This window comes from Sphingorhabdus sp. M41 (genome assembly GCF_001586275.1).
Classification (GTDB): Bacteria; Pseudomonadota; Alphaproteobacteria; order Sphingomonadales; family Sphingomonadaceae; genus Parasphingorhabdus.
On sequence record NZ_CP014545.1, the window covers coordinates 1,714,742 to 1,731,219 of the forward strand.

Sequence of the window (16,478 nt, forward strand, 5' to 3'; positions counted from 1 at the left end):
ACCGGTGATATGGATCGAAACATGACAAAATTCACTGATCTGCTCGATGGCTATCGCCGCTTCCGTTCCGACCAATGGAAAATGCAGCGCGAACGCTGGGATGAACTCAAGGAAGGCCAGAGCCCGAAGGTGATGATCATCGCCTGCAGCGACAGCCGCGTTGACCCGACTCAGATTTTCGATACCAACCCCGGCGAGACCTTCATTGTCCGGAACGTCGCGGCGCTGGTGCCGCCATTTGAAACGACTCCCGGCCAGCACGGCGTATCTGCGGCGCTCGAATTTGCCGTACAGTTTCTCAAAGTCGACGAAGTCGTGGTCATGGGCCATGGCAGCTGCGGCGGCTGTGCCGCAGCGCTTTCCGAACAGATGAAGGACATGCCGCACGGCAAGGGCGGATTTATCGCCGACTGGATCACCCTGCTAGACGATGCCCGGGCCAAGGTGGCGCATGATCATGGCGATCTCGGCAGCAATGCCGCGCAGCTGGCGATGGAGCATGAAGGCGTCCGCACCAGCCTGGCCAATTTGCGGACATTTCCCTGCATTCAGGAAAAAGAGGCCAATGGTTCGATTCGCCTGATCGGGGCCTGGTTCGCGATTGCCGAGGGCAAGTTGCATGTTCTGGATGAAGAAAGCGACAAATTCTCGGCTGTGGAATGAAGATATTAGAACAATGAATTAATTTCAACGATTTGAGTCTGGCTCTTCAGGGGGCGTCAAACCTTGCCGGGCTATTTAATAAACCGGACCTCGCTTGAACTTTACAAACTTTACAGTGTTAAAATAAAAATTGTCTGTTCCCTGAACGGGGTCAAAAAAGGGTGCGCGCGCGATCGGGTTTCGCACGATTTTGGCGCTATTCCTGTCAAAGAACCGCTCAGAGCATAATCGATGTGGCACCCTGTAGGACAGTATTTTTTCCACTTGAACACCCTCCCCTCGCGGTCCATCTTAATCAGATGAATCAACATAATGACAATATCGCCCTGCTGATCGATTCCGACAATGCCAGCCACAATGGTCTCGATCCCGTGCTGACCGCGCTGGCCGAGCTCGGTACGGTGAATATTCGCCGCGCTTATGGCAACTGGCGGAAACAGTCGCTCAAGGGCTGGGTCGATATCTTGCATAAATATGGCGTCGAACCGCAGCAGCAGTTCGACATGACCAAGGGCAAGAATGCCACAGACATGAAGATGACGATCGATGCAATGGACCTGCTGTTCCGCGGCAAGGTCACCGGCTTCGGAATCATGAGCAGCGACAGTGACTTCATGCCGCTGGCGATGCGGATCCGGCAGGAAGGCCTGCCAGTCTATGGTTTCGGCAGCGCCAAGACACCGGAAGCGTTCAAACAGGCGTGCAGCCGCTTCATCGATGTCGATGCCCTGATCAAGGCGGACAAGCGCCACCGGGTAAGCAGTAAAAGTGACGTCAAGTCGTCGGCCAAGCCCGAAGCCGCGAATGGCGCCGGTGAGAGTAGCCGCAAGGTGGACGAGGAACTGCTCAACCTGCTGGTAGACGCCTATCAGGCGACAAAACGCGATGCCGAAGGCTATGCCAGCCTCAGCGAAGTCGGCAAGATTGCAGGCAACCGGTCGAGTTTCGATGTCCGCAACTACGGCTTTTCGCGGCTGTCTGAAATGTTCGAAGAGGTTCCGAACTTTCAAACCAAACGCGATGAAAACGGGCAGTTATTTGTGAAACGGTTGCGGTGAGTGCTTCTTCTCCCTTGAGGGAGAATAAACATTTCCTCCCCGCTTGCGGGGAGGTGGCAGCCGGAACGGCTGACGGAGGGGCGGTTGGCCGAGGCGCTGCGTTCAGACGCGACCCCCCTCCACCACGCTTCGCGCGGTCCCCCTCCCCGCAAGCAGGGAGGATGGGAAGGCCGACAAGTCTGTTTTCCTGGTAAGCCTGAGTAGCATCTCGCAGCTGTCCACCCCTCCCGAAAGGCAGATGGTGACATCGAAGTTAAAATCGCTATGACCGTCGGATGCAAACCGGAGCCCTGATTTCACTCGCCCTTTATTTCGTTGGCATGTTGGCCATCGGCTTTTACGCCTGGCGCAAATCCACCGACAGTAGCGAAGGCTATTTGCTGGGGGGCCGGAACCTGCATCCCGCTGTGGCCGCGCTGTCTGCCGGGGCGTCCGATATGTCCGGCTGGCTGTTGCTCGGTCTGCCCGGGGCGCTTTATGCGGCCGGTCTGGTCGAGGTATGGATCGGCATCGGGCTGTTTGCCGGCGCGCTGGTTAACTGGATCGTGGTTGCGCCGCGGCTACGCGAGCAGACCGAACGCATGGGCAATGCGCTCACCATCCCCGAATTTCTCGCCAACCGCTTCCCTGACAAGGCTCTGGCCCTGCGGGTAACCTCGGCGATCATCATCGTCCTGTTCTTCGCCGTCTATACCGCAGCGGGACTGGTCGGCGGCGGCAAATTGTTCGAGACCAGCTTTGCCGGCCTGTTCGGCGATACGGGGATGAGCGACTATATGACCGGCATCTGGATGACCGCCGGCGTGGTGCTGGCTTATACGATGGTAGGCGGCTTTCTGGCGGTCAGCCTGACGGATTTTGTCCAGGGCTGCATCATGGTCGTGGCGCTGGTGCTGATGCCGCTGGTGGTGCTGACCGACGATGGCGGGATCAGTGCGATCACCAGCCAGCTCGACGCCCTCGACCCGAATTTCCTCAGCCTGACCGCAGGCCTGTCCTTCATCGGCTTCCTCTCCGCCGTCACCTGGGGCCTGGGCTATTTCGGCCAGCCGCATATCATCGTGCGCTTCATGGCGATCCGTTCGGTCCCGGACGTCGCGAAGGCGCGGACCATCGGCATGAGTTGGATGGGCGTTGCATTGCTCGGCGCCATCGGCGTCGGAATCACCGGCCGCGCCTATGTCGAGATGAACGGACTGGCGCTCGCGGATCCGGAAACCATCTTCATATTGCTGGCTAACACATTGTTTCACCCGCTAATTACCGGATTTTTATTAGCCGCTCTTCTGGCTGCGATCATGAGCACGATCAGTTCGCAATTGCTGGTTTCTTCCAGTTCGCTAACCGAGGATTTCTACCGCCTGTTCCTGCGCAAGAATGCGAGCGAACGGGAAACCGTAAATGTCGGACGGCTGTTCGTCGCGCTGGTTGCCTTGGTCGCGATCTATATTGCCCGCGATCCGGACAGCAAGGTATTGGGACTGGTGTCAAACGCCTGGGCCGGCTTCGGCGCGGCGTTCGGGCCGCTGATATTGCTGTCGCTGACCTGGAAGCGGATGACCGGCGCTGGCGCTGTGTCCGGACTGGTGATAGGTGCCGGCGTAGTGATCCTGTGGATCGCCATGGGCTGGAACAAGGAGTTCCTGGGTGGTCCCGGGGTTTACGAGATTATTCCGGGCTTTGTCGCGGCGCTGGTGGCAATTGTCGGGGTTAGTCTTGCCGGAAGGCCAACCGCCACCGTTTGATACTGCCGGTCGATATTTCCTGAAATGATTGCGCTCGCCTTCTCCCGCGAGGGAGAAGGATGCGAAGACTTGCGAACTTGTTCGCTAGTCGTAGCTGGATGAGGGCGTTCCACATTCCAGAGTGCCGAACGCCCTCATCCAACGCCGCCTAATCGCTAAAGCGATAAGGCTCTGTATCCTTCTCCCTCACGGGAGAAGGGGCTCAGATTAACGCGTCAGCTTCTTGTAAGCCACCCTTGTCGGCCGGTCCGCCGCGTCGCCCAGACGCCTCCGCTTGTCCTCTTCATAGGCTTCGAAATTGCCTTCGAACCATTCCACATGGCTGTCGCCTTCGAACGCCAGGATATGGGTCGCAAGCCGATCGAGGAAGAAGCGGTCATGCGAGATGACCACGGCGCAGCCGGCGAAGTTTTCCAGCGCGTCTTCGAGGGCGCGGAGGGTTTCGACGTCGAGATCGTTGGTCGGTTCATCGAGCAGCAGAACGTTGCCGCCTTCTTTCAGCATTTTGGCAAGATGGACGCGGTTGCGTTCACCGCCGGACAGCTGGCCGACCTTCTTCTGCTGGTCGACGCCCTTGAAGTTGAATGCGCCGACATAGGCGCGGGTCTGGACTTCATTCTTGCCGAAGGTAAAAAAGTCGTGGCCGTCGGAAATTTCTTCCCAGATATTTTTCGACGCGTCGAGCGTGTCGCGGCTCTGGTCTACATAGCCGAGCTTGACCGTATCGCCGAGTTCGAGCGACCCGTTATCGGGCTGTTCCTGACCGGTGATGATCCGGAACAGCGTCGTTTTACCCGCGCCATTGGCACCGATAATGCCGACAATGCCGCCGGGTGGCAGCGAAAATTCGAGATCTTCGAACAATAATTTATCACCATAGGCCTTGGTCAGACCCTTGGCCTCGATCACCTTGGAGCCAAGCCGTTCCGGGGTCTGGATCAGGATCTGCGCCTTGCCGATCACCCGGTTCTCCTGCGAGGCGACCAGATCGTCGAACGACTTGATACGCGCCTTGGACTTGGTCTGCCGCGCCTTGGGGCTTTGCCGCATCCATTCCAGTTCGTGCTCGATCGCCTTTTGGCGGCTCTTGTCCTCGCGCTCTTCCTGCGCCATCCGCTTGGCCTTGGCATCCAGCCAGCTGGAATAATTGCCTTCGAACGGCAGGCCCTTGCCGCGGTCGATTTCGAGCACCCAGTTGACGACATTATCGAGAAAATAGCGGTCATGGGTGACTAGAATGACGTTGCCGGCATAGTCGATCAGATGTTTTTCGAGCCAGGCGACGCTTTCGGCATCGAGATGGTTGGTCGGTTCATCAAGCATCAGGATTTCCGGCTTGTCGAGCAGCAGGCGGCAAAGCGCGACGCGGCGCTTCTCGCCACCGGAAAGATCGGTCACCGGGCTGTCGCCGGGAGGGCAGCGCAAGGCTTCCATCGCGATTTCCAGCTGATTGTCGAGGGTCCAGCCGTCGACTGCATCGATTTTTTCCTGCAGCTCACCCATTTCTTCCATCAGCGCGTCAAAATCGACGTCTTCCGGCGGGTCGCCCATGATCGTGGAAATCTCATTGAAGCGCGCGACCAGGTCGGCGACTTCGCGGACGCCGTCCATGACATTTTCCTTCACCGTCTTGCTTTCGTCGAGCTGCGGTTCCTGCGCCAGATAGCCGACGCGGATGCCCTCGCCTGCCCAGGCTTCACCCTGAAATTCGTCATCCTGGCCCGACATGATCTTCATTAGCGTCGACTTACCGGCGCCATTCTTGCCGATGATGGCGATTTTGGTGCCTGGCAGGAACTGCAGGTGGATATTGTCGAGCACCGGTTTGGGGGCTCCAGGGAAGGTCTTGGTAAGACCTTTCATGACATAGCTATATTGGACGGCCATTAGACTTCTTTCTCGGATTGGCTCCGCTAATCCTGAGCCCGTCGAAGGGTGCTGGTTGAGTAGCATTCTCCGACAAGCGCTGTATCAACGGGATATGGGGCTTGTTTGATAGCTTATGTAGCTATTCCGCCCGCCTGTCGCAAGGGACCATTGGCCAGACTATTGGCAAATGGCAAAAGGCGGGTTAGTCAGCTGTCCATGAAAACATTATCCACCCTGCTCGCCGGCGTCACCGCGCTTTCCCTGTCCACCGCCACTCTGGCTAATGATCATGATCCGATGGCCCTGCAGGCCAAGGCGCTGCAGGACGATGTGGCTTATGATATTGTCGAGGGTCTGACCACCGAAGTGGGGCCACGCCAGGCAGGAACCGAGGCGGAAGCGCGAGCACGGAATTGGGCCGTTGCCAAGCTGAACGCGCTTGGCTTCAGCAATGTTCGCAGCGAAGCTTATTTGATGCCGACCTGGATACGGGGCAAGGAAACGGCGGCAGTCGTCAGCCCTTTCCCGCAGGCGCTGGCGATCACGGCGCTCGGCAATAGCGGCAGCACCGGCGACAAGGGGCTGACCGCCGAGGTCGTATATTTCCCGACGCTGGCGGATCTGGTTGCGGCACCGGATGGCAGCCTGACCGGTAAAATCGCCTTTGTCAGTCATGAGATGAAGCCGACCCAGGACGGATCGAGCTATGGCGCCTTTGGCCCTGCGCGCTTTGTCGGCCCGAATATCGCCGCCAAGAAAGGCGCTGCGGCGATCATCATTCGCTCTGCCGGAACCGACCATCATCGCAATCCGCATACCGGGAACACCAATTTCGAAGCTGGCGTGACGCCGATACCGGCGGGCGCGCTATCCATTCCCGATGCGGAAAATCTGGCGAGGATGTTCGCTCGCGGCAAGGCGGTGAAGCTCAAGCTGGTGCTGACCCCGCAGAATATCGGGCAGCAGCAATCAGGCAACGTGATCGCAGAACTGCCGGGCAGCGATCCGTCGCTCGGCATGATCGTGATTGCCTGCCATCTCGACAGCTGGGACCTGGGTACCGGTGCCATTGACGATGCTTCGGGCTGCGCCATCACTGCCGCCGCCGCAAAACAGATCATGGCTGCAGGCCAACCCAAGCGCACGATCCGGCTGCTCTGGGCCGGGGCCGAGGAAGTCGGCATCTGGGGCGGGAAGGCATATGGCGAAGCGCACACGGGCGACAATCATGCGCTGGCAATGGAATCGGATTTTGGCGCCGACCGGATCTGGCGGGTCGAGTTCAATTTTCCCGATAGCGCGACCTCCGTCGCAAAAGAGATTGAACAGGCTTTGCAACCACTCGCGATCGGGCGTGGAACGCAGAAAGCCAGCGGCGGAGCGGATGTTCAATCGATCATCGCCAATAATAACCTGGCGATCATCGATTTGCAGCAGGACGGCACGCGCTATTTCGACTTGCACCACACGCCGGATGATACGCTGGACAAGATTGACCCCGAGCAATTGCGGCAGAATGTCGCAGCATGGAGTACGGTGCTTGCGATAGTCGCCAATAGCGATGCCGATTTCACCATGCCGGCAAAACAATGAGACTGGTTCCGCTTCTTGCGTTGACGGGGATGATTCTCGCGGCCTGCTCCGAAACCCCGGTTGAGGAAAAAGGAGACGCTGCGATCGCCGAAATGGAAGCCGAAATCGAACAGGACGCCCAAACCCTGGAAGAAGCCGCCGATGAAGCGGTCAAGGCGCTGGCCGAGGATATTGATGCCGAACTGGCCGCCGAGGGCATTGGTGATCCAGCGGTAGAGACACCTACGGACGCAACGAAAAACTAGTCATCAGGCCACATTGCTGGCCGCCATTCTGTTCGACCGTTATTCAACCGACCGGTAGCGCCAGCGTTGCGCGCAATCCGCCATCGTCCCGGTTCTTGAGGATGATATCACCACCATGATCCCGGGCGATAGCGCGTGCGAGCGTCAGACCCAGTCCGGAGCCGCCGGTAGCGCGATTGCGTGAGTCGTCTCCGCGCAAAAACGGCTCGAACATCGACTCGATTGTGGATTCCGGAATCCCCGGTCCGTCGTCATCGACATGTATCATCAACCTATCGCCAGACTTTTCCACAGAGATATCCGCAGCCTTGCCGTAGAGGATCGCATTTCCGATCAGATTGCGCAACGCCCGGCGCACCAGCGTCTCGCGGACGGGAGCAATTTGCTTGTCGCCGCGCTGGTAGCGGACTTCGTTACCCAGATCGGTAAACTCGTCGACAATGGTTTCGATCAGCGAGCGAATATCGACCGGGTCCGAATGTTCCCTGGAGCGACCCAGACGAGCGAGAGACAGGATATCGTCGAGCGTGTGATCGATATCTTCGATACCGGCGATCATCTTTTCACGGTCATCATCATCTTCAACATTCTCAACGCGCACGCGCAGAGCCGCCAGCGGTGTTCGCAGATCATGGCCGATAGCGCCCAGCATCACATCCTTTTCATCAATCATGCCGTTGACGCGGCGGCTCATGTCGTTGAACGCGCGGATCAATTCCCGTGTATCGGGAGGCCCCTGCTCTGTCAGTTCTCCGGATTCGCCAGGCTGAAAAGATTGCGCTTTCGCGGTGAGCGATTTCAACGGCCTCGAAATATAGCGCCCGAGAAGGATCAGCGGAACCAGCATCAGCAGATAGATGGTGATTGTCTGGAAAAGCAACGTCCGAACCAACAAGGGCGTGCGCTCGCGAACAACGGAAGCGATGCTGACCCACTGGCCATCAGCCTGTTGGGCCGAAATGATTACAAAGCCTCTGGTCTGCGAAGGTGACCGGTTACCGCCCATCGACCGGTTGATCGGATTGTCGCGCCACTCGCGCCGGTTTGCACCGATCAGATGGCCGCTCATGTCACCTGTCAGCTCCCGAATCGATGTGGCACGAATATCGGAGAAGGAGATGCCCATATTGGCAAAGGCCTGACCCGCCCGGGCTTCGAGCTCCGGCAAGCGCCTCATATCGTCGCTAACCGCACTTTCATCGCTATATTTTAACTGCCCCCAACGCCGCGCGCGCATATCTCCGTTTCGTCGGGCCGGACGATCGCCGGATTGTCGATCGAGACCGAAGGCGATGCGGGAGACTGCGGATGTGGAGGATTCGATCAGGTTTTGATTTTGCGCGCCGCGATAGAGCAGAAAACTGTTTATGCCCTGAGCCAGAAACAGCATCAGTGCAACGACCAGCAGAAGCTGTCCGACCAGATTATTGGGCCACAGCCGCTTCACAGGGATTTCACCTCGCCGGCGAGCACATAGCCGCCGCCCCGGACAGTCTTGATGATTTCAGGGTTTTTCGGGTCGCTCTCGATTTTGCGACGCAGCCGACTGATCTGATTGTCGACGGCACGGTCGAAGGCATGGGCTTCGCGGCCCTGGGTGATATCAAGCAGTTGGTCGCGGTTGAGGACCTTGCCAGCACGGGACACCAGCGCCAGCAGCATCTGATATTCACCGGTGGAAAGGGAGATATTGACGCCATCGGCATCGATCAGGCTGCGCTTATCACATTTAAGCGTCCAGCCCGAAAACTGATATGCGCCGCCGGTGGTACCATTTTGCTTGGCGCTGCCTCGATCAGAACGGCGCAGAACGACCTTGATCCGGGCAACCAGTTCGCGAGGGCTGAAAGGCTTGGTAATATAGTCATCAGCGCCCAGTTCCAGGCCGATGATCCGCTCTGTTTCTTCGGTCTTGGCGCTGATGAAGATGACCGGGATATCGGTCTTGTCGGTGACAAAGCGGCACAGGCTGAGGCCGTCTTCACCGGGCATCATGATGTCGAGCAGGATTATGTCAAAATCATAAGCGTTGAGCAGAGATCTGGCGACGCTCGCGTCGCTGGCCTGCTGCACCTTATAACCTTGCTTGATCAGATATTCGGCCAGTGGCTCGCGCAATGTGGCTTCGTCATCGACCAGCAATATGTGAATCTTGTTCGTCATCGGATCGCCCTATCACAGGATAAACAAAAAGAAACGGACCGCCAGCCAATTGGGGGAGAGGGGGAGATGGCTGACGATCCGTTCGTGAAAAGAGTGGTTCAGGGATTAACCGCCTCTGTTATTCCGTTCGCCCTTATAGGCTGCACGAGCGGCCTGACGCTCTTCCTTGGTGAGCTTGCCGTCGTTATTGGTGTCGGCCTTGTCAAAGCGGGCCAGCGCTGCTGCGGTAAATTCTGCCTGGCTGATCTTCTGATCACCATTGGTATCGGCATTGCGCATCATAGCCATGCCATGACCACCACGCTTGTGGCCTTTACCGCGCATGCCTCTGTCGCCGCGCTTGCCGTGCATCGCCTGGGCTTCTTCCTGGCTCAATTTACCGTTACCATCCTTGTCGGCGCGCGCAAATCGTTCCGCCCTACGAGCGCTGCGAGCGGCTTCCATCTCGGCCTGGGTCAATTCGCCATCGCCATTGGTATCCGCCTTGGCAAAACGCTCGCCGCGCTTGGCTGAACGGTCTGCACGTCTGGCTTCACGATCTTCCTTTGAAAGCTGACCATCGCCATTCACATCCATCTTGGCAAAGCGGGTGTTCAGTGATGCGGTGAGTTCGGCGCGACTTATTGCACCGTCGGCATTGGTATCCGCCCGCATGCCGCGATCGCCAGGAGCGGCAACTGCTATTCCGCCAGCCATCAACAAAGCGGTAGCGCTCGAGATCAAAATTGCTTTTTTCATAATATATTCCTCATTGTCCAATTCAGGGAAGCGGCCTTGTCGTTCCGCCATGAATGTTGTTCTAACGCCGAGATGTCGCTGAACTTTGTCAGAACGGACCAAAATTGTCGCAAAATGTAACAATGAGCAGCGATGGTTCATCTTCGCGACAGTTTGCAGCCACGAATGACGCTTCATCGCGATGACACGGGCTCTGAGCCTGGCTTAGATCATGACTGCATTATGGTGTAACGGGCAGCCCCCGGCAATTTGCACATGGTTTTCGAGACTTTCAGTTCCTCGCCATCGACGATCACAATATCGGCCAGCACCATGCACGGCGTGCCATCGGGCAATGCGTTCTTCGACGAGACAGTCGAGCTTCCCGAGACATTCTCACGGACCCTGCTTTGCCATTCGACCGTCTTGCCAATCTCGCCGCCCTCGGTGGCGACCTGAGTCGCTTCTGCGGCTTGCTCTTGCTCTTCCGGATAGAGTCTGCACGAAATGGCCTGCGACAGGTTGTTTGCACTATCGACCAGAAAGTCGCCGACCAACGGTATCTTCCGGGTTACACTCGCCATGCGATCGGCCATGCCGAACAGGCCTTTGCGCTTTACCTTGGCTTCGGTTTCGTCCGGCTTGCCTTGCCCGTTTCCGCATAAGGTGCCGAACGAACTGGCGCCTGTTCTTTCCGTTGTTCCGACTTCCCCATCAGGTGTGATGGTCGCTGTGTCGGGAATTTCTGACGCTGCGTCCCGATTGTCATTGCTTTGTGGAGCTTCGGTTTTCTCATTTTGGGATTTGCTGCCAAAGATGCCGCCAAATTGCGCAGACGCCGGAGCCGGCGCGACCGTCACCGCCATGGTCGTCGCCAAAAGCAGCGGCCTGAAGACTTTAACAAATTCAATATTCATGAAATTCCCTCTCGGTCTGAACCTTAGCCATGTGCAAAGGCGAAGCAAATGGATTAGCCGCCTATGATATGCCGACCGCTGATATTACACTCCCCTGCTCAAGCTCAAGGAAGGTTCGTCTGTCGCGCGTGGCTGACGAATTCTTTGCTTGGCGGGCAATCGAAGCAACTGGGCAATTCCCGTCCTTCAACCAAAGCCGTCGGCTGTCCGTGAAGCGACACTCGCAAATATACTTAGTGATTGATTGTATTCGATTGCCTAAAATATGATTTGTTTGACCAAGATTGGGAACCAGATGTGCGGTTCTCGCGTTAAGCATGCAATTACATTTTAGCGGACAAACATTATGACTTCTCAGATTATGATCGTCGAAGACGAATTTCTCATTGCCATGGAGCTGGAACAGATTGTGGGCAATTTGGGATATGATTGTATCGGTGTTGCCGATGACACAGAATCTGCGATCGAAATGGTTGCAAAGAAACCGGACATTGCGCTCGTCGACGTCAATCTGAGCGATGGGCCGACCGGACCGATCATCGGTGCCCGGCTGGCCAACGAATTTGGCGTGAAGGTCGTATTCATCACCGCTAACCCCAAACAGTTGGGAGATGGTGTCGAAGGGACGCTTGGCGCGGTTTCCAAGCCGGTCGAAATCGAAGTATTAAAGGATGTTCTGCATTATCTGGTAGAGGTTTCCAATAACAATGATGACGTCGAACCTCCGCCACGGATGAAGCTGTTCGACTGATTCCCGCTAGCTTCCCGTCAGGCGGGATTGCTGCACTTCCATCTCTATCTGCAAACCGGTGGGCAGCCATAGCCGTTCGAGCTTTCCGCCCAATTGCTGGGTAACCGACATCTCAACCAGTTTTGAGCCAAATCCCGAATGAGACGGCGGCGTCGAGATTTCTTCCCCTCCCATTTCGGTCCATTTGAATATCACCATCTTGCCACTACTCGCTATCTCCAGATTGACCTGGCCTTGATCCGCTGCCAGCGCGCCATATTTCATCGAATTGGTTGCCAATTCGTGGAATACCAGCGCGATCGGGGTTGCTGCGCGATCGCTTACCGTAATGTCTCCTCCGGTGATGCGCAGTCTTTTCTCCGAAAATGCCGGGTAGGAGGCAAATATCTCTGACAGAAGATGCTGAATTGTGACAGCGCCCGCCTCAGACTGCTCTTTGTCATTGTGCGGGCGTACATATTCATGAGCGCGCCCCAAGGCGGCAATCCTGCCCTTCAGGGTTTCCGCAGGCTCCCGGAAACTCTCATCTCCGCGTGCGGTCATGCTGATCAATCCGGAGATGATGGCGAATATATTCTTGATACGATGGCTCAGCTCCTGACTGAGTATCTCGTTCTGGCTTGCCGTCTGCTTGGCATCCTCGATGTCTGTGCACGTGCCGATCCAGCGCTGTATTTTCTGGTCCGGCCCGATGATCGGCAGCGCCCGCCCGAGAACCCAGCGATATTGCCCGGAGCGATGCCGAAGACGATATTCGACTTCATAGGGCTCGCCGGTTTCCAGACTGTGTCGCCACCGTTTCCACGCTTCTGGCTGGTCTTCGGGATGAAACATATCGGCCCAGGCTTCGCCATCGGTTGACCCGGCTGGTGCTCCGGTAAATTCATACCAGCGAGCGTTATAATAATCATGGTCACCGTCCGGTAGCGTTGACCAGACCATCTGAGGCATCGTGTCAGCAAGTGCATGAAACGCATCACCGCTCAGCTGCAAGGCGCCCCGCGCCTGAAGCTTTGCGTCACGCCGCTGTTGGTCGCTATATTCGTGCAACCTGAAATTTCTGATTTCGCTACGGGTTGGCATATTCAGCTTTCACTGTTTCTTGGGTCTGATGCTCAGGAGCTTTACCATCATAGGCTATGGCAACGGAGCCAATCAATTTAGCCTGTTTTCAGCAAATTTAAATAGAACTTTTTTGAATGGGTGGGTTTTAGATCACTTCTGCCAGGCAAATTGTCGAACAGAGTATCCTTTTACAGTCTGGCAGAGCACTCAGAGCAGCTTGTCGACAATGCAACGTATTAGCTTCTATGGAGTTGCACTGTAAATATCATATATTTGAATTGTCGACCGTCATCACCATCCTTCGTAAAGCGCTCAACAATCCCGCGCTTTGCCCCATTGAAAGGGACTGTTTCGTGCGTGAGATTGGAATTGTGGGCAGCGGACCCATGGCAATTTACCTGCTGAAATATCTCGCTGCCAGCGAAGAACCGCTTTCGATCACCATTTTCGAAGCCTCGCCATCGGCAGGGATGGGCATGCCGTACGATCCCGACCTGAATGCAGATTATATGCTGTGCAACGCCTTTAGCCGCGAGATCCCTGCCCCTGTGCGGCCGCTGATTGACTGGCTCAAGGACCGTCCGGCCCGCGAACTCAGCGAGTGGGAATTATCTGCCCACGACCTGACAGCCCGCGCATTTTATCCCCGCGTGCTGATCGGGGAATATCTCCATTCACAATTCGGTGAACTATGCGAAAATGCGCGCTCTGCTGGCCACAAAGTCAAAGTGCTTACGGACAGCCGCGTGACCGACCTTGAGGGCGCCGGCAAGGCGAAAGCGACCATTCACTATGTGTCAGCTCAGATCGATGAAACGGCACAGTTCGACATCGTCGTAATCGCTTCGGGCCATAGCTGGCCCGACATTCCCGAAATCGACGGGGTAAAGCTAGTATCGCCATGGCCCTATACGAATATCACCGACCTGGCCGAGAATGATATCGGTGTTCTCGGTTCCTCGCTGTCAGCGATCGATATCGTGGTGGCCCTTGGTCATGCCCATGGTCAGTTTGAGGAAAACGGGGATAGAATCAGCTGGTTAGCGAATGATGTCGATGATGCGCTGCGGATCACCATGGTGTCGCACATGGGAATCATGCCAGAAGGCGATTTCTATTATCCCTTTCCCTATCAGCCGCTGACATGCCTTACCGATGAGGCAATCGAGCAAGAGATTGACCGCGGACAACACGGTCTTCTGGATCGCGTGTTCACACTTCTATGTGACGAACTGGACTCGGTTGATCCCGAATATCTGGACAGTTTGCCCAAGACCGCGAGAACCGTAGAAGGCTTTGCACCGGCATATTTTTCTCGTCGACGCGAGCTCGGTGGGTTGCGAGCGGTCAAACGGGATCTGGCCGGATCGCGCGAGACCATGCGGCGCAAGGAAACCATCCCCCATCGCTATGCCTTGCTTCGCGGCCACGAGGCATTTGATCGCATATTGCGAGAGCTGACAGAAGCAGATTATGCGCTTTTCCTCGATCATCTCATGCCGGTCTTTGCCGATTGTTATGCTGCTGTGCCGCACCTTTCTCTCGCTCGTGTCACAGCGCTGTACGATGCTGGTGTGCTTGAGCTTGTGGCAACTGAGGAAGGAGCCGAATTTAGATCAACGGAAGATGGTGGTATCGAGGTGGATACCGAGGATGGCCCCACGCGATTTGATGTCATGGTTGATGCGCGCGGACAGGCTCCGGCAAGTTTGAAGGATTTGCCCTTTCCCGGACTGGTCAACGCTTTAAGCGATCCCGAAAGTCCGGTGTTGCAGCCGTTCGCGCTGGACTTTGCCCAGGATGTAGAAAGTCAGATTTACTGTCTGGCAATACCGCAGGTCTTGGAACGCCATCCGTTCTCGCAGGGTTTGGTCGAATGCTCGCATCAAGCACGCCGTGTCGCTGAGGATATATTGCGCGTTGCGACGGATGGCTGAAGCAAATTCTTTTCAGAGGTGCATTTGCTAATGGGAGGGTTGGAGCGGGTGAAGGGAATCGAACCCTCGTCGTAAGCTTGGAAGGCTTCTGCTCTACCATTGAGCTACACCCGCATTTCCAGATCGACCGGATGGGCCGCTATTGCCACTGCTTTTATGGTCCGTCAATCAGGAAAGGTCGAGATTTGCCTTTGTGTGCTGTTCCCGTTGATCAAACCATCGTGCCACAGCCTGCTGCTCGGCGTCGGTCATATGCAGACCCAGTTTTGAACGGCGCCAGAGGATATCCTCGGCCGTGCAGGCAAATTCCCGATCGATCAGCCAGCGGATCTCGTTTTCCGTCAAACCGGCACCGAATAACTGGCCCAAATCCGAAACGGTCTTGACCTTTTCAAGAATGATCGCGGTATCGGTGCCATAGGCTCGAACAAGACGGTGCAGGGTGGATCGCTCGATAAAATCCCATCGATCCGCATATTTATCGACCAGGGCGTCAAAACCGTCGGGCAGAAAATCACCGCCGGGCAGAGCTGCTCCTTTTGTCCAGTCATCGCCATCTACATCCAGAGCGTCCGACAGCGTCCGGATTGCTTGCAGCGCCAGCACCCGATAAGTCGTAATCTTGCCGCCGAAGATCGAGAGCACCGGGGCACCATTTTCCTTATCATAATCAAAGACAAAGTCGCGCGTTACCGTGGCAGCGCTGCGGCTGTGATCATCGAACAATGGGCGGACTCCGGAATAAGTCCACTGGATATCGTCCGGGGTAACCGGCTTTGCGAAATATTCGCTGGCGGCATCGCATAAATAGGCAATCTCGTCGTCACTGATCTTGGCATCGCCCTCGGCATAGCTCCATGGCTCGTCGGTTGTGCCGATGAGCGTGTGATCGCCTTCATAGGGAATCGCGAAGATGATACGGCCGTCCTTGTTCTGGAATATATAGCTGTGATCGCCCCGATATTTGCGTTTCACGACGATATGACTGCCCTTGACCAGACGCAGCTTCGCCGCATGGTTGCTGCGGTCATATAGCGCCGTGACCGGATCAACCCAGGGGCCAGCGGCATTGACGAGAATCTTAGCCTGCTCGGTCCTTGTCTCTCCGTGCCGCCGGATCTGCAAATCCCAGTGATCCGCACTTCGATCCAGTCCGACACATTCCGCTCGAGTCCGGATCTCGGCACCCCTGTCAGCGGCATCGCGGGCAGTCAGCGCCACAAGCCGGGCATCCTCGACCCAGCAATCGGAATAGGCGAAGCCTTTTTTCAGGCGCTTCTGCAACGGGTCACCACGATGATCCTTAAGTAAGTTGAGGCTCTTAGTGCCCGGTAATATGTCGCGACCACCCAGATGATCGTAGAGAAACAGACCAAGGCGCAGCAGCCAGGCAGGCCGCATGCCTTCATCAACGGGCAGGACAAAGTGCATCGGCCAGATGATATGCGGGGCTGCGCGCAACAGCACTTCGCGTTCCTTCAGCGCCTTGCGAACGAGATTGAACTCATAATGCTCGAGATAGCGCAGGCCGCCGTGGACCAATTTGGTGCTGGCAGACGAAGTATGCGAGGCAAGGTCGTCGCGTTCGACCAGCAGGACCTTAAGCCCCCGGCCCGCTGCGTCGCGCGCAATTCCGACGCCATTAATGCCGCCGCCAATGATGGCCAGATCATACATCGCCGCCGTCATAAAGTAACTGGCGATTTCCGCAATGCTGCAATGCAATATAACGGGCTTTTGCTTGCCTTTTGGATG

Annotated in this window: 14 protein-coding genes and 1 tRNA gene; 7 read left to right on the forward strand and 8 right to left on the reverse strand. The window is 56.5% G+C overall.

The window, feature by feature from the left end; translation table 11 throughout:
• The first annotated feature begins 21 nt into the window (after window positions 1-21).
• The 3 genes from AZE99_RS08150 (at window position 22) to putP (ending at window position 3,466) form a co-directional block, all read left to right on the forward strand.
• Entirely contained in the window at window positions 22-663 is a 642-nt protein-coding gene (locus AZE99_RS08150) for a carbonic anhydrase (protein WP_067203441.1), read from the forward strand.
• A 299-nt stretch (window positions 664-962) separates the two neighbouring features.
• Window positions 963-1,721, forward strand: a complete 759-nt coding sequence (locus tag AZE99_RS08155) for an NYN domain-containing protein (RefSeq protein WP_067199687.1) — start codon at window positions 963-965, stop codon at window positions 1,719-1,721.
• A gap of 275 nt (window positions 1,722-1,996) precedes the next feature.
• The gene (gene putP, locus AZE99_RS08160; protein ID WP_067199689.1) at window positions 1,997-3,466 is read left to right on the forward strand and encodes a sodium/proline symporter PutP; all 1,470 of its coding nucleotides are present in this window, start codon (window positions 1,997-1,999) and stop codon (window positions 3,464-3,466) included.
• Between the two features lie 207 nt (window positions 3,467-3,673).
• Here putP and ettA read toward each other — a convergent pair whose 3' ends face one another.
• Window positions 3,674-5,353, reverse strand: a complete 1,680-nt coding sequence (gene ettA, locus AZE99_RS08165; protein WP_067199691.1) for an energy-dependent translational throttle protein EttA — start codon at window positions 5,351-5,353, stop codon at window positions 3,674-3,676.
• A 198-nt stretch (window positions 5,354-5,551) separates the two neighbouring features.
• On the opposite strand from ettA, the gene AZE99_RS08170 reads away from it, so the two are divergent.
• Window positions 5,552-6,928: a M20/M25/M40 family metallo-hydrolase gene (locus AZE99_RS08170; protein ID WP_067199694.1), complete on the forward strand. Its 1,377-nt coding sequence runs from the start codon at window positions 5,552-5,554 to the stop codon at window positions 6,926-6,928.
• Complete coding sequence (locus AZE99_RS08175; protein WP_067199697.1) at window positions 6,925-7,173, forward strand: hypothetical protein; 249 nt, start codon at window positions 6,925-6,927, stop codon at window positions 7,171-7,173. Before AZE99_RS08170 ends, AZE99_RS08175 begins: the two co-directional genes overlap by 4 nt.
• A gap of 43 nt (window positions 7,174-7,216) precedes the next feature.
• On the opposite strand, the gene AZE99_RS08180 is transcribed toward AZE99_RS08175, so the two are convergent.
• From AZE99_RS08180 to AZE99_RS08195, 4 genes are all read right to left on the reverse strand, one after another.
• Complete coding sequence (locus AZE99_RS08180) at window positions 7,217-8,620, reverse strand: sensor histidine kinase (protein WP_067199700.1); 1,404 nt, start codon at window positions 8,618-8,620, stop codon at window positions 7,217-7,219.
• Window positions 8,617-9,336, reverse strand: coding sequence for a response regulator (locus AZE99_RS08185; protein ID WP_067199701.1), 720 nt, complete (start codon window positions 9,334-9,336; stop codon window positions 8,617-8,619). The genes AZE99_RS08180 and AZE99_RS08185 overlap by 4 nt, the downstream gene beginning before the upstream one ends.
• 105 nt (window positions 9,337-9,441) lie before the next feature.
• On the reverse strand, window positions 9,442-10,074 hold the full coding sequence (locus tag AZE99_RS08190) for an EF-hand domain-containing protein (RefSeq protein ID WP_082788479.1): 633 nt from the start codon (window positions 10,072-10,074) through the stop codon (window positions 9,442-9,444).
• 209 nt (window positions 10,075-10,283) lie between these two features.
• Complete coding sequence (locus AZE99_RS08195; RefSeq protein WP_067199706.1) at window positions 10,284-10,970, reverse strand: hypothetical protein; 687 nt, start codon at window positions 10,968-10,970, stop codon at window positions 10,284-10,286.
• A 346-nt stretch (window positions 10,971-11,316) separates the two neighbouring features.
• Here AZE99_RS08195 and AZE99_RS08200 point away from each other — a divergent pair, with 346 nt between their 5' ends.
• Complete coding sequence (locus AZE99_RS08200) at window positions 11,317-11,721, forward strand: response regulator (RefSeq protein WP_082788293.1); 405 nt, start codon at window positions 11,317-11,319, stop codon at window positions 11,719-11,721.
• A gap of 6 nt (window positions 11,722-11,727) precedes the next feature.
• On the opposite strand, the gene AZE99_RS08205 is transcribed toward AZE99_RS08200, so the two are convergent.
• Window positions 11,728-12,804, reverse strand: a complete 1,077-nt coding sequence (locus AZE99_RS08205) for a sensor histidine kinase (protein ID WP_067199708.1) — start codon at window positions 12,802-12,804, stop codon at window positions 11,728-11,730.
• Window positions 12,805-13,139: 335 nt separating this feature from the next.
• Between AZE99_RS08205 and AZE99_RS08210 the strand changes: the two genes are divergently transcribed.
• Window positions 13,140-14,723: an FAD/NAD(P)-binding protein gene (locus AZE99_RS08210; protein WP_197460153.1), complete on the forward strand. Its 1,584-nt coding sequence runs from the start codon at window positions 13,140-13,142 to the stop codon at window positions 14,721-14,723.
• Between the two features lie 40 nt (window positions 14,724-14,763).
• On the opposite strand, the gene AZE99_RS08215 is transcribed toward AZE99_RS08210, so the two are convergent.
• Window positions 14,764-14,837 (reverse strand) — tRNA-Gly (locus AZE99_RS08215).
• A 54-nt stretch (window positions 14,838-14,891) separates the two neighbouring features.
• Window positions 14,892-16,400, reverse strand: a complete 1,509-nt coding sequence (glpD, locus tag AZE99_RS08220; protein ID WP_231862570.1) for a glycerol-3-phosphate dehydrogenase — start codon at window positions 16,398-16,400, stop codon at window positions 14,892-14,894.
• Window positions 16,401-16,478 lie beyond the last annotated feature (78 nt).

Coding starts and splice junctions, on each gene's coding strand:
- AZE99_RS08150 (WP_067203441.1), top strand. CDS start 22: ATGACAAAATTCACTGATCTGCTCGATGGCTATCGCCGCTTCCGTTCC.
- AZE99_RS08155 (WP_067199687.1), top strand. CDS start 963: ATGAATCAACATAATGACAATATCGCCCTGCTGATCGATTCCGACAAT.
- putP (WP_067199689.1), top strand. CDS start 1,997: ATGCAAACCGGAGCCCTGATTTCACTCGCCCTTTATTTCGTTGGCATG.
- ettA (WP_067199691.1), bottom strand. CDS start 5,353: ATGGCCGTCCAATATAGCTATGTCATGAAAGGTCTTACCAAGACCTTC.
- AZE99_RS08170 (WP_067199694.1), top strand. CDS start 5,552: ATGAAAACATTATCCACCCTGCTCGCCGGCGTCACCGCGCTTTCCCTG.
- AZE99_RS08175 (WP_067199697.1), top strand. CDS start 6,925: ATGAGACTGGTTCCGCTTCTTGCGTTGACGGGGATGATTCTCGCGGCC.
- AZE99_RS08185 (WP_067199701.1), bottom strand. CDS start 9,336: ATGACGAACAAGATTCACATATTGCTGGTCGATGACGAAGCCACATTG.
- AZE99_RS08190 (WP_082788479.1), bottom strand. CDS start 10,074: ATGAAAAAAGCAATTTTGATCTCGAGCGCTACCGCTTTGTTGATGGCT.
- AZE99_RS08195 (WP_067199706.1), bottom strand. CDS start 10,970: ATGAATATTGAATTTGTTAAAGTCTTCAGGCCGCTGCTTTTGGCGACG.
- AZE99_RS08200 (WP_082788293.1), top strand. CDS start 11,317: ATGACTTCTCAGATTATGATCGTCGAAGACGAATTTCTCATTGCCATG.
- AZE99_RS08205 (WP_067199708.1), bottom strand. CDS start 12,804: ATGCCAACCCGTAGCGAAATCAGAAATTTCAGGTTGCACGAATATAGC.
- glpD (WP_231862570.1), bottom strand. CDS start 16,400: ATGTATGATCTGGCCATCATTGGCGGCGGCATTAATGGCGTCGGAATT.